Source organism: Granulicatella seriolae (genome assembly GCF_024543085.1).
GTDB lineage: Bacteria > Bacillota > Bacilli > Lactobacillales > Aerococcaceae > Granulicatella > Granulicatella seriolae.
In genome coordinates this window covers 136,797-150,132 of sequence record NZ_JANHNZ010000004.1, presented here as the reverse complement: position 1 = coordinate 150,132, position 13,336 = coordinate 136,797, and the positions used below count along the sequence as shown (strand labels likewise).

At 37.6% G+C, this 13,336-nt stretch carries 14 protein-coding genes; 1 reads left to right on the top strand and 13 read right to left on the bottom strand.

The features are described from left to right. Positions 1 to 14: 14 nt before the first annotated feature. The 12 genes from yqeK to NPA36_RS05785 all read right to left on the bottom strand — a co-directional run bounded on the left by yqeK (position 15) and on the right by NPA36_RS05785 (position 10,628). Entirely contained in the window at positions 15 to 620 is a 606-nt protein-coding gene (gene yqeK, locus NPA36_RS05840) for a bis(5'-nucleosyl)-tetraphosphatase (symmetrical) YqeK (protein ID WP_256945182.1), read from the bottom strand. Then, positions 604 to 1,314: a nicotinate-nucleotide adenylyltransferase gene (locus NPA36_RS05835; RefSeq protein ID WP_256945181.1), complete on the bottom strand. Its 711-nt coding sequence runs from the start codon at positions 1,312 to 1,314 to the stop codon at positions 604 to 606. Before NPA36_RS05835 ends, yqeK begins: the two co-directional genes overlap by 17 nt. A 4-nt stretch (positions 1,315 to 1,318) precedes the next feature. Then, positions 1,319 to 1,645, bottom strand: a complete 327-nt coding sequence (yhbY, locus tag NPA36_RS05830; protein WP_256945180.1) for a ribosome assembly RNA-binding protein YhbY — start codon at positions 1,643 to 1,645, stop codon at positions 1,319 to 1,321. Between the two features lie 21 nt (positions 1,646 to 1,666). Next, positions 1,667 to 2,788 carry a ribosome biogenesis GTPase YqeH gene (yqeH, locus tag NPA36_RS05825; protein ID WP_256945179.1) on the bottom strand — a complete coding sequence of 374 codons (1,122 nt, stop codon included), beginning with the start codon at positions 2,786 to 2,788 and terminating at the stop codon, positions 1,667 to 1,669. Then, entirely contained in the window at positions 2,778 to 3,305 is a 528-nt protein-coding gene (locus NPA36_RS05820; protein WP_256945178.1) for a YqeG family HAD IIIA-type phosphatase, read from the bottom strand. The genes yqeH and NPA36_RS05820 overlap by 11 nt, the downstream gene beginning before the upstream one ends. Before the next feature lie 32 nt (positions 3,306 to 3,337). Further along, positions 3,338 to 4,219, bottom strand: a complete 882-nt coding sequence (gene thrB, locus NPA36_RS05815) for a homoserine kinase (protein WP_256945177.1) — start codon at positions 4,217 to 4,219, stop codon at positions 3,338 to 3,340. A 56-nt stretch (positions 4,220 to 4,275) separates the two neighbouring features. Then, the gene (locus NPA36_RS05810; protein ID WP_256945176.1) at positions 4,276 to 5,568 is read right to left on the bottom strand and encodes a homoserine dehydrogenase; all 1,293 of its coding nucleotides are present in this window, start codon (positions 5,566 to 5,568) and stop codon (positions 4,276 to 4,278) included. 416 nt (positions 5,569 to 5,984) lie between these two features. Continuing rightward, positions 5,985 to 6,215 carry a YkuJ family protein gene (locus tag NPA36_RS05805; protein ID WP_256945175.1) on the bottom strand — a complete coding sequence of 77 codons (231 nt, stop codon included), beginning with the start codon at positions 6,213 to 6,215 and terminating at the stop codon, positions 5,985 to 5,987. A gap of 94 nt (positions 6,216 to 6,309) precedes the next feature. Continuing rightward, positions 6,310 to 7,188, bottom strand: coding sequence for an NAD(P)-dependent oxidoreductase (locus NPA36_RS05800; RefSeq protein ID WP_256945174.1), 879 nt, complete (start codon positions 7,186 to 7,188; stop codon positions 6,310 to 6,312). Further along, on the bottom strand, positions 7,178 to 8,410 hold the full coding sequence (locus NPA36_RS05795; protein WP_256945173.1) for a glycosyltransferase family 4 protein: 1,233 nt from the start codon (positions 8,408 to 8,410) through the stop codon (positions 7,178 to 7,180). Before NPA36_RS05795 ends, NPA36_RS05800 begins: the two co-directional genes overlap by 11 nt. Positions 8,411 to 8,631: 221 nt before the next feature. Then, positions 8,632 to 10,359 carry a phosphoenolpyruvate--protein phosphotransferase gene (ptsP, locus tag NPA36_RS05790; protein WP_256945225.1) on the bottom strand — a complete coding sequence of 576 codons (1,728 nt, stop codon included), beginning with the start codon at positions 10,357 to 10,359 and terminating at the stop codon, positions 8,632 to 8,634. Positions 10,360 to 10,361: 2 nt separating this feature from the next. Further along, complete coding sequence (locus tag NPA36_RS05785) at positions 10,362 to 10,628, bottom strand: phosphocarrier protein HPr (RefSeq protein ID WP_256945172.1); 267 nt, start codon at positions 10,626 to 10,628, stop codon at positions 10,362 to 10,364. 388 nt (positions 10,629 to 11,016) lie between these two features. On the opposite strand from NPA36_RS05785, the gene NPA36_RS05780 reads away from it, so the two are divergent. Next, positions 11,017 to 11,316: a DUF1827 family protein gene (locus tag NPA36_RS05780; RefSeq protein WP_256945171.1), complete on the top strand. Its 300-nt coding sequence runs from the start codon at positions 11,017 to 11,019 to the stop codon at positions 11,314 to 11,316. 134 nt (positions 11,317 to 11,450) lie between these two features. Here the strand turns inward: NPA36_RS05780 and recQ are convergent, their stop codons facing one another. After that, on the bottom strand, positions 11,451 to 13,259 hold the full coding sequence (recQ, locus tag NPA36_RS05775) for a DNA helicase RecQ (RefSeq protein WP_256945170.1): 1,809 nt from the start codon (positions 13,257 to 13,259) through the stop codon (positions 11,451 to 11,453). Between the last annotated feature and the right edge of the window lie 77 nt (positions 13,260 to 13,336).

Sequence of the window (13,336 nt, the reverse complement as noted above, 5' to 3'; positions counted from 1 at the left end):
GTTTCCTCACTTTTTCAATTATTTATTTTTTTGGTTACCCAATGATTGTATATATCTACCATCAAAGGAAAGATAACAACTTCCTCTTCTATTAGAAAAGATAAAGTTTGTTTCAATTTATCAACTACAGCGAGATCAATATCTTCCTTAGCTAATTGCCTAGTCTGTTGAACACCGTCAAAACTACGACCGTCTTCTATAAAATCAGCAATAAAAAGTACTTTAGCCAATGGGGTCATTTCAAAACCACCAATGGTATGTTGTCTTATAGCATCAAGAATTTCTTCATCATGAATTCCTAATTCCTGACGAATCAACTCTGCGCCAACTGGTCCATGTAGGATAGCTGAGCTTTCTTCTTGATAAACTGGGTCTAGATGATAGCTGATGACAGCCTCTTGGAGCTCTTTTAGAGGTCTTTCTTTAGCATAATCATGGATCAAGCCCACCAAAGCTGCTTTTTCAGGCTCTACACCTTCTTGTTTTGCTAGCTCAAGAGCTTTTTGTTCAACACGTAGGCAATGTTCAAAACGACTTTTTTTCATTTGTGAAGCAATAATTTCTAGTAATTGCTGTCTAGAATAATCTGTGTAAGGGCTATAGTCACTTTTGATAGTCATCTTTGTATAAGCCTTCTTTCTTTATATAATTCAACACTTCATCCGTCACCATGTAGCGTATGCTTTGATCAAAAAAAACTTTTGAACGGATTTCTGTGGAACTTAATTCCAGAATAGGGCAATCTACCCAAAGAATTGGATAAGGACTTTCTTTTGCATAACCTCGTCTTTCAACACCGACAAAAGTAACTTCTTGGATAAGTTGATCAATCTCTTTCCAAAGGGGTAGATTTTCTACCATGTCCCCACCAATAATAAAATAATACTCCCGATTAGGGTAGCGTTGATGCAACAATGAAATGGTCTCATAGGTATAGCTCTTCTCTTGTCGCTCCATTTCAATTGTTTCAATAGCAAAGGATGGATTATCTAAAATGGCCAACTTCGTCATACTTATTCGATGCTTTGCGTCAATTGTTTTCTTTTCTTCAGCATGTGGTGGGATATGGCTAGGCATAAAATAAATCTTTTCTAAGCCCAACTGCGTTGCAACCTGTTCCGCTATAATCAAATGTCCTAGATGTGGTGGGTTAAATGTTCCACCTAATATGCCAACTCTTTCAACTTGGTGACTAGCCTCTTCCACGGGCTCTTCTTCTATAAGAGGACCTTGAAAAGATAGAGTTTCATTGACCTCAAAAATACTTTGGACTTTACTAGCACTCAAACTAGCATTTTTTTGCCCAGACTTCATAGTCTCACCTACTTTTAAAAAATGCCTGTTCAAATCGTGTTGATATATGACGATTCTTTTCTTTTGTAGCTTTCTTATAAAGAACAATAGTATGTCCTATAATTTGAACCAAATTTGCTCCTGTGGCTAGTACTAATTCTTGTGCAACTTGATCTGCTTCTTCATCCGTATTTTGCAATAGAGAAATTTTAATTAATTCACGTTTTTCAACTGCTGCTTGAATTTGTTCTATCGTTTCTTGACTCAAACCTCCTTTACCAATTTGAAATATTGGTTTGAGAGAATGAGCTTCTTTTTTTAAAAACTGTTTTTGCTTGCCTGTAAATTCCATTATATACCTCTTTTCATTTTTTTAGACAATACTCTTTCTTACAATCACATCTACTTCTTTAGGAGTCCATACAGTGACTATCCCAGGATTTTGAATGGTTACCCAACCCAAACCAGCTATTACGATATCTGATTTTTCCTTGATAGAGAATTCGCTAGCCACTAGTTGTGGGTATTCTTCAGCTGCTTGACTGCCACTTGGCGGGGTTAATAAGTCCCCTTTATGCTTAGGATAAAAATCATCCGCCCCAGCTAATTTTGTCCTGTGTAGTTCGATCTGATGTGGCGTATAAAAGGTAAATGAATTTCGTTGTCCTTGTTTATAATCTACTCGTGCCAATGCACCTATAAAAATAGTCTGTTCAGCGTTTAATTGAAAAGTCTTAGGTTGCAATTCTTTCTGTGGCAAAACTTTTTTAACATCTTTTTCCGATAAATAATGGGTAATCTGATGTCTATGAATAATCCCCGGCGTATCAATCAAATAAGTGCCATCCCCAAAAGGAATGTAAATTTGATCCAAAGTTGTTCCCGGAAATTGGGACGTGGTGATCAATTCTCTATCGTCACCAAGACTTTGTATGATACGGTTGATTAAGGTTGATTTTCCAACATTGGTAACACCTACTACATATACATTCTTGCCTTTACGTAATGTTTCAATTGTTTCGAGTAGTAAATCAATTTGGTAGCGTTTATTGCCACTAACTAAAAGAGTGTCGACTGGTTTCAAGCCATAGTCCTTAGCTAATTTTTCAATCCAATTTTTTATTTTATTCTTATTGATGGATTTTGGAAATAAATCAACCTTGTTTCCTACTAATAAGATTGGATTGTCGCCAACAAATCTTTTTAAGCCAGAAATAACACTTCCATAGGCATCAAAAACATCCAGCACATAAACAACTAATGCATCTGTTTCTCCAATGCTTGATAAGAGGTTTAAAAAATCGCCATCTGTTAGTGGAGCCGCTTGGAGCTCATTGTAATTACGTAATCTAAAGCAACGTTGACAGTACACTTGACCATTCTCTAACCCTTTTTGGTATGCATTTTCTGGTGTGTAACCTAATCCTTGTGGGTCGCTTGTTTGTATTTGAACACCGCAACCGATACAAGGCTCCATTGTTTCTTTATTCGTCATCTAGCGTTAGCTCCTTTAATTGATTTTTCTTTTTCAATCGTTTTAAAATGATTCTTTCAAAGAAACGATTGATTTTCGTGTTCCAACCATCTGATGGTTTAATAGGGTTGACTAAAATAGTCCGAATACCAAATGTAGTTGCACCAAAAATATCGGTCATAATCTGGTCACCTATCATGACAACAGCTTCTTTTTCGACATGATGCAATTTTAGTGCATCTTTAAAGCCTTTATGTAGCGGTTTTAAGGCTGGATACACAAAAGGAGTATCAATTACTTGAGCCACTTTTCCGATTCGCTTTGTATTGTTGTTAGACACTAAAACAACTGAGATTCCAGCTGCCTTTAAGTCCTTAATCCACTCTATCAATTGCTCTGTAGCATGTGGCTCATCCCAAGCAATTAAAGTATTATCTAGATCGGTAAAAACAATTTTAATCCCCTGTTTAAGGAGGAATTCTGGTCTAATCTGTTGGTACTCTTTAGTAATCCACGTTGGTTTAAAATAAGCTAACATATATCATTTATATCCTTTTTTAATGAGATTTTTTATCTTACCATGAGTCCTTCATGGTCGACTTGTAATTTGTAAATTTGACAGTTGGTAGAAAGCATTTGATCATCCTGACAAGCTTTATAGAATGCTTGAGCTTGATGAACTTGGAGGATGGTCATTATAGTAGGCCCCGCACCACTTAAAAATGTTCCTTCTATCCCCATGCTATGAGCTAATTGTCTTACTCGCTGAAACTCAGCTACTAAAGGGCTGCGATAACTTTCATGAAAGAGATCCATCTCTAACAAGTTACCAGCTAGTGTGTAATCCTTATTAGCAAAAGCTGCTACTAGTAGATTAGCTATACTACTAGCTTCTACTGCGTCTTTAAATGCCATTTGACTTGGCAATACAGAACGGCTTTCTTTGGTAGAGAGCTGATAATTGGGAACCACAGCAATAAATGAAAGGGAATCAAGATCTATTTTTTGATAGAAGGTTTCTTGCTTTTTTGGAGCATAATAAGCAACTACCAAGCCACCCAAAATAGCTGGGGCTACATTATCCGGATGCCCTTCAAATTGACTTGCAAAGTTTACCTTTTGTCTATCGCTTAAATTCATCTGACCCAATTGATTGGCCAATTCAATACCGGCTACGATGGCCGTTGAACTAGAACCCAAGCCTCTTGTCATTGGGATTGTCGAGTGGCATACCAAGTGGTGCGGCTCAATATTTGGATTTATGCTTAAGGCAGTTTCCACAATCAAATTGGTATGGTTACTTGGAATATCTTTTCCAAATGGATGTTCTACTAGCCATGTATCGCTTGTTTCTCTCACTTCTACCGTTAAATAAAGAGAAAGTGCTACCCCCATAGAGTCAAATCCAGGACCTAGATTGGCACTTGTTGCTGGAACTTGTATGCTGAACACTCATATTCCTCCTATTCTACCATGCTTATCATTTATTTTCTTACAATTAGGCTAAGTTAGACTTCTTTATCCATTATTTGATACATTGTTTTTAGTTCAATGTCTACTTCCTTTTCAAGTTGAGCCTTTAAGTCTTTTATCTGAGCTTTATTTACAGGTTGAGTTACTATAACTACTTGAGATATATCATTTTCCACTAATTGTTGGTCTGCCTTTTCTATAGCAATTTCTTGTTCTGCCATGATTTGCTCTAAGGCTGAAAGTCTATCTGGTCTATTTTCTAGATGTAAAGACAGATAGTAGTTAGCATAAATTATTGCGTCCTCTGCAAGAATTGATGGTTGGTGATAGGAATTGAATCCTTTGCCACAACTATTATTGGCTATGTTCTTAGAGACAGCAATGATGTCGCTAACGATACTGTTTGCTGTTGGCAAAGAACCAGCCCCAGGACCGTAAAACATAGTCTCTCCAAGAGCAGCGCTGTTTATCAACACAGCATTATTTTCATTTGATACGCTTGCAAGAAGATGCGTTTCTGGTACCAAAACTGGCCCAACTTCTAGAAAAGCTTTTTCATCTATCAAACGGGCTTGTCCCAGCAGTTTAATCTTGTACCCCAAGTCTTTCGCTCGAACTATATCATTTACGTCAATACCTCTAATTCCTTGGACAGATACTTCTTCTAAAGAGATGTTCATACCAAAAGCTAATCGAGCTAAAATAATCATTTTCCTTGCTGCATCCCATCCGTCAACATCACTGGTTGGGTCTGATTCCGCAAACCCCTTCTCTTGAGCTTGAATTAGAGCTTCTTGGTAGGAAAGATTATCTTCTGTCATTTTAGTCAGGATATAATTGGTAGTCCCATTGACAATCCCTTTAACCGATTGAATCATATCTGAAGAAAAACTATTCACAATCGTGCGCAAAATAGGAATTCCCCCAGCGACACTAGCCTCGTAATATAAATCAACTGTGTGTTCCTTGGCAATCTCCTCTAGCTGACCACCATGGACAGCCATTAGATCTTTATTAGCTGTTACAACATGTTTGCCTGCAGTTAAAGCTCTGGAAATATAGTCTTTGGCAGCATCAATTGTTCCCATAACTTCAACAACAATCGTAACTTCTGGATCTGACAGGATTGTAGAAATATCATTAGTAATCTCTATGGTGTTAAATGCTGGCTCTTCCTTGTACTTGTCAGGCGTTTTTACTAAAGCTGATTTTATCACGATTTCTTGACCGGTCATCTGTTTTATTTTATCTTGGTGTTGATTGATAATGCTTACGACCCCAGAGCCAACAGTACCTAAGCCTAGCAGGGCAATTTTAAGCTGCGACATATTGTTCCTCCTTATTTATGTATGTAGAAATGTCTTGATGCTAGTTAGAGTTTGGGAATTAGACAAATTCCCTAAAATCCTGTCAGGCATAACCGTCTACGCTCACGCTCTTTTTGAAACGCGTTCGTGACGGCAGGGTCTCGGGATTTAGATAAATCCCCTGCAGCCTCTGCGAGGCTTTGTGAATTTCCTAAAATCCTGTCGTCCCTAAGCGCCATCACTCACGCTCTTTTTGAAACGCGTTCGCTTAGACATGCCTTCGGGATTTAGATGACTTTTCTACAGCCTTTGCAAGGCTTTCGTAAATTCCCTAAAATCCTGTCAGGCATAACCGTCTACGCTCACGCTCTTTTATAAAAAACCATAGTCATCTTCTTTTTTACCGAGATGGCTATGGTTTTCGTTTTATATACCTGTTAGTTTTGAAGAATTTCGTATATTTCGATTGCAACCAAATCGATGTCATCAAATTGGAAAGTTTGATTTGCATCTAAATCTTCTAATTCGAAACTATCTGATTCTTGATCAAATGTTACGATACATTTTTCGACTCCCTCTTTTTCAAAGCGTCGAATTTCAATATCAGTCTCCTGATCTGCCATTGTTTGTAGTCGATTTACTATCGCTACTAATTGTGAAGGCCTCATGTGGTTTACCCCTTTCAAACATTCTTTAGTCATTTTACCACAAAACCCCTAGTCTATTATAGATAAAACACCTTAAAGTAGAGATTTATTTTCTTTATTTCTGCTCTTCTGTCCAATACAACTTAATAAGAGCTTGCGTACCTTCATCGCCAAAACCATCATCACATAAAGTTTCATACAATTTCTTAGCTTGAAGTGTTGCCGGTAGAAAAATATCCATTTTTTCTGCTTCTGCCAAGGCAATGGACAAGTCTTTTAAGAAGTGTTTTGCGAAAAAGCCGGGGCTATAATCTTCTCGAAGAATTCGTGGAGCATAATTAGCTAGTGACCAGTTGGCTGCACTTCCTCCACCAACCGTTTCTATCACCTTTTCCAAATCAAGGTTGGCTGCCTTAGCATACACCAATAGTTCTGTCATACCTGTCATGGTACCAGCAATCATAATTTGGTTGGCCATCTTGGTATGTTGTCCTGCTCCCGCCGCTCCCTGTAAAATAACTTTTTTAGAAAAACTCTCTAAAATTGGCAATGAATTCTTAAAGACTTCCTCATCCCCACCAACCATCGTTGTTAGAGTAGCATTTTTAGCGCCAAGATCCCCTCCTGAAACTGGAGCATCCAAACTATTACAAGATAATTCTTTGGCTTTTTGATAAATTAAAGCTGCTAGGGAAGGAGTACTGGTTGTTAAGTCAATCAAAGTACTGCCCGCTTGGACTTTAGAAAAGATGCCCTCTTCTCCAAAGTAAACTTCTTCTACATCTTTAGGATAACCCACAATCGTTAAAATTGTTTGACAGTTTTCAGCCATTTGAGCTGGACTATCACACCAATGTGCACCCAAGTCTATTAAAGGTTGAGCCTTACTTTTCGTACGATTATAAACAAATAGTTCGTAGCCCTTAGCCATCAAGTGCTTAACCATAGAGCTTCCCATAACGCCTGTTCCGATAAATCCAATCTTAGTATTCATCTTCTTCACCGCCTTGGTTTGTTAATCGGAATAACTTCATCCGACGTAATAGATTTTTGTCATGTTCCAGTTCCCAATCATAACCAGCAATTGCAGCTTCATAAACACCTACCACTCGCCTAGCAAACGTATCCGCTGAAATTTCATCTAAAAGATTTTTTCGAACAGCTTGAATAGTTTCAACATCCTCTTGCGTTACATCATCCAAATACTCCACAATTACTTGAGCAATTTGGCTTTCTTTATCAAATAAGGTTCCTAAAGATTTATCTGTCATCAGACCCATTAAATAGTCATTTCTTTTAGCTATAACAGGAACACGGTTTGCCATTGCTTCTAGATAGGTCAAACCTTGACTTTCAGAGTCTGATGCGTTGACATAAAGATCAGCCATCTGATAATAAGGACTTACCATTTCATTAATTATTTCACCTACAAATTGTACTGCATGATCAATTTGGAGATCTTTCACTTCTTGTTCCAGATTCGAACGTTCTGGTCCGTCTCCTACCACACACAATCGAGCATTCGGTTTCTTAGCTAATAGTTCTGGCATCATGGCAATCACAGCAGCAATATTTTTTTCTTTAGACAGTCGGCTTAAAGATAGAAGGACAATTTCGTCCTTTGTATAGCCTAATTGACTTCTAAGCGTTTTTACTTGTTCTTGATCATATTCTGGGACAGGAACACCTGTTGGAATAACCCATATCTCTCGCAAAACTCCATAACTCTCAAGTTTTTCCTTAGTCATTTGACTTGGAGCAATGACGCCACGCGATTGATTACAGAAATTTCTTGAGATAAAAGCTACATGAATAGGTCTGAGAATTTTTCCTTTAGCAATGTAATGAAGATATTTTTCATACATCGTATGGTAGGTATGAACGGTTGGAATTTCCAACATCATCCCCAAAAATTTCCCGGCAAGCCCCAAAGAAAACTCTGTTTGTGTATGAATAATATCCAAATTATATTCTTTTACTATTTTGTAGGCTTTACCAACTCCTTTGAAAGCAATTCTTCTTTCTTTAAATGAAAACAAGGGAATGCTTCCTAAACGAACCACATTTGTTTCAGGCAAAAGAGCTTTAGGGTCTGTGGTCGTGAAAATAATAACTGTGTGTCCTTGAGCTTCTAATTCCTCTTTTAATACTCGAATAGATGTGGCTACGCCACTTACTTGTGGAAAGTAAGTATCCGAAAAAATACCAATACGCATAATGTCACTCCTTTGTTTCTATGTATCCATAAAAACCATTCGTTAGCAATGAGAAATAATTTCACCTCATTCGGTAAAGCTATTCCCTCTTGAATATCTATATTATAAAGAAGTCCTTGACGATTGTCACTGAATATCTGATACAAATGGATGGATAGACCATAAGAATCATTAAGAAAGACAAAAATCCCCCACAAATTGTGAGGGATAAAATGATTGTATTATAGATTTTCAGTAACTTGTGTAACTAGAGCCATAACTTCTTCAACAGTTGTGCATTCGTTGATAGCCTTATCCGCTAGTTTTTCCATCTCTTTAGAATCTAATTTGCTAATCAAGCTTCTTGTTTTTAGAACACTAGATGCAGACATTGAGAATTCATCTAAGCCTAATCCTAATAGTAATGGCACTGCCATTTGATCGCCTGCCATCTCTCCACACATACCTGCCCACTTGCCTTCTTTATGAGCTGAATCAATAACGTGTTTGATTAAGGTCAAGATTGAAGGGTTGTAAGGTTGATATAGGTAAGAAACACGTTCGTTCATACGGTCTGCAGCCATTGTGTATTGAATTAAATCGTTTGTTCCAATACTAAAGAAGTCAACTTCTTTAGCAAATTGATGTGCTAATACTGCAGCGGCTGGAATTTCAATCATGATACCAACTTCGATATCATCCGAAACTGGAATTTCTTCTGCAATTAGTTTTGCTTTTTCTTCTTCTAAGAGAGCTTTTGCACCACGGAAATCATTCAAAGTCGCAATCATAGGGAACATAATACGTAACTTACCGTATACAGATGCTCTTAAAAGAGCTCGTAATTGGGTACGGAACATTTCTGGTTCACTTAATGAAATACGAATTGCACGATAACCTAGGAATGGGTTCATCTCGTGAGGAAGTGGTAGATAAGGGAGTTCTTTGTCTCCTCCGATATCCATTGTACGTACGACAACAGCTTTACCATCCATACCTTCCAAGACAGCTTTGTAAGCTTCAAACTGGTCTTCTTCTGTTGGGAATTCATGAGAATCCATGTAGAGAAACTCCGTACGGTACAAACCAATTCCTTCAGCACCATTATTAATGACACTTTCAAGATCTTTTGGTGTACCAATATTGGCAGCCAATTCAACTTGCTTACCATCTTTAGAGAATGTTTCAGCATCTTTCAGTTTGTTCCATTCTGCTTGTTGAGCGGCAAATGCTTGAGCTTTTGCTTCATATTCACCTATTACTTCTTGGCTAGGGTTAATGAATACATCTCCAGAAAGTCCATCAATAATGATAATATCTCCATCTTTAGCCAAACTGGTTACATCTTTTGTTCCAACAATAGCTGGGATTTCAAGAGAACGAGCCATAATGGCTGAATGCGAAGTACGACCACCAATATCCGTTACAAATGCTTTAACATATTTACGGTTTAATTGTGCAGTATCACTAGGAGTTAAGTCTTTAGCTACAATGATTACTTCTTGATCAATCGTTGCTGGGCTAGGAACTTTAACACCCAATAGATTTGCTAAAACACGTTCTGCAACGTCACGGATATCTGCTGCACGTTCTTGCATGTAAGGATTATCTTCCATGGAAGCGAAAAGGTTAATAAACATGTCAGTCACATCTTTCAAAGCAGATTCTGCATTGACTTTTTGTGATTCAATCGTTTCTTTAACTTGTCCGATTAATTCTGGATCATTGGCAACCATCAAATGAGCGTCGAAAACTTTCGCTTCTTCTTCTCCTAAGTTGGTTAAGGCTGTTTGACGGATTAATTCAATCTCTTTTGCTGACGCTGCAATGGCATCATCTAATCGAGACACTTCTAAGGAAGTATCATTCACTGCACGTTTTTCAAAACGCAAGTCAGGTTCTGTTAATGTATAGACTTTTGCAATCGCAATACCATCACTAGCAGCAATTCCTTTTAACGTTGGTTTCATCATTATTCAGCTAAACCTTCTTTTTTCATTGTTTCTTCGATACCAGCTAATGCTTCAACTTCATCATCACCTTCAGCAGTGATAACAACGTCAGCACCTTGGCCAACACCTAGAGACATAACGCCCATAATAGATTTCAAGTTAACAGATTTACCTTTATATTCCAATTGAATATCTGAGCTATATTTGCTAGCTGTTTGCACTAATAATGTTGCTGGACGTGCGTGAATCCCTGTTTCTGCGATTACGTGATATTCTCTTTTTTCCATTGTAAAATCTCCTTTAGCATAAAAGTATTTTTAAGGGTGGTAGACTCTTTTTTGTGTCTTTTTTAGCTATACTAGCCTAATTGAAACCGCTAAAAAAACCTAAACCCTTTCATTAATTAAGGTTACCATTTTTTTTAGCTTTTAACAACTATCTTACACAAAATAATGGATAGAATTGTTAGCAAATCAAATTAATTGTCAGACTCTTTGGGCAAAGATAAAAAATTAATTGAACTTTTCTATCAAACTTCGAATTGGTTTTCCAAAAAAATTGTGTTTGAATTGTTTTTTTGATAGACTCTTATTGGAAGTCAGCTCAAAAAAGCGTATAATAATTTCTATAGGATTCAGTTGAACAAGTTATCTCCATCGAAAGGAAGTAGACACCATGAAACTGATCGATATTACAAATAGTCACTCGACACTAGTCAATGAACAACTAGCCAATACAGATGCAAATTACATAAAGGTTTATTCCTTAGGGCAGACAACAGTTATATACACTAGCGCCCCTACCCATAAGGATATTATTATCCTCAACCACAATCGTCGTATTAAACAAACTGAGATTGACTTTGTAGTCCACCGCCTCTTCCATACAACATGTGAAGGGTTAGAAATCATTCATGCAGACAATTTTGTAGAGATTTCTGTTCCAATTGAAGAGGTTAGGCCCACCTTTGGCTAGTATATGCTTTTAATCGTTAGTACAACATCAAAACACCCTTTAGACTCTTTTGGTAACCAGAGTCTAAAGGGTGTTTTTTGTCAGTTAGTGTAATTTCATATAAACATTACAAAAAAATGCATACTTTATCAAATTTATTCTTCTACATCACCTTGCTCTTCTTTATAGTCCCTAATCATTGATAAAAAGTTATCTCCATAAGATTCAAGTTTTTTCAATCCCACTCCAGAAATTTCTAAAAATTCCTCATCAGAAATCGGTAGATAACGACACATATCTCGTAGGCTAGCATCAGAGAAGATGACAAATGGAGGTACGCCATGTTGCGAAGCCAAGTTTAATCGTAGACCTCTTAACCTTTCAAAAAGAACTTGGTCATAAGGTAAATCGTTATCCCGTTTCTTTCTCTTTATTGGGTCTGGCTGTTTTAACGTTAGAGCAATCGTTCGTTTTATTTGAATTGGAGAGCGCTGCTTGATGGCCCGTTTGCCTTTGGGTGTAATCTTTATAACAGGATACTCACTTCCCGTAACTTGTAAATATCGATCTGCAACCAAAGCCCCTATATAATTTCTCAAGGTTTTTTCACTATGTTCTGAAAGTATACCGTAAGTCGATAGTTGGTCCAGTTTTAGCTGAATCACTTCCTTATTTTTGCTTCCCCGTAATACTTCAATAATTCGGGTAACCCCAAAGCGTTCATTCATGCGGATAATACAAGAAATAATCTTTTGAGCATCAATGGTCACATCTACCAGAGAAATATTTTCTGTACAATTGGAACAATGCTCACAACGTAAGGGTACCTCTTCTTGTCCAAAATAATCTAACATAAAATGTCTAAGGCAGGTGATGGTCCGACAATAATCAATCATCTCATTGAGTTTTTCTTTTCCGACTGGGTCATTTCCTTTTTCTAGAAAGAAAAGATTGGTCATAATATCTCGACCATTGTAAAAGAGAGTACATTTTGCAGTCTCTCCATCTCGACCAGCCCGTCCTGCTTCTTGATAATAGCTCTCAATATCTTTAGGCATACTATAATGGATTACCTGTCTCACATTCGGCTTATCAATCCCCATGCCAAATGCGTTAGTTGCTACAATAATATTTAAGCGATCAAAAAGAAAATCTTCTTGAGTACGGGCTCGCTCTTCAATTGGTAAACCTGCATGATACGCACCTACCGAGTACCCTTTTTGACTCAATTTTTCAAAGAGCTTATCCACATCTTTTCTGGTACTACAATAAATAATGCTAGCTTCATTCTGGTCAACCAGTTCCAGAAGTCTTAGCCATTTATCTTTTGGCTCTTCTACCGCGAAATATAGGTTAGGACGGTCAAATCCTGTAACGATTTCATGGACATTTATCAGGCCAAGTTGCAGGCTGATATCCTTACGTACTCGTGGCGTAGCAGTTGCCGTAAAAGCTGCGACAACTGGTCTATTGGGTAAGTAGTCCAAAAATGTAGAAATGGATTGGTAAGCAGGTCGAAAATCATTTCCCCACTGTGAGATACAATGGGCTTCATCGACTGCTACCAAACTAACTGGCAGTTGTTGTAGGGTTTGAATGAAATAATCATTGAGTAACCTTTCTGGTGCTACATAAAGCAGCTTAACATCCCCTTGGTGCAACCGCCAAATGGCTGCACGGTAATCTTCAGCGGATAGACTACTATTGATTAATAAAGCTGGAATCCCCATCTCTAACAATGCAGACACTTGATCTTGCATCAGCGAAATGAGCGGTGAAACAACTATAGTTATTCCTGATAGCATCAGTGCTGGGATCTGGTAACACAAAGACTTTCCCGCTGAGGTAGGCATGATAGCTGAAACATCTCGACCTTGTACAATCTGGTCAATAATCTCTTCTTGGGCAGGTCTAAATTGGTCATAGCCAAAGTATTGTTTGAGAAGTTGTTGTTTTTGAGACATAATTCCTCCTTCCTCAAGACTCAACAAAAAACAAACTGCCCCAAGATTTCGTGATAGTCTTGGGACTCGTTCGTTTT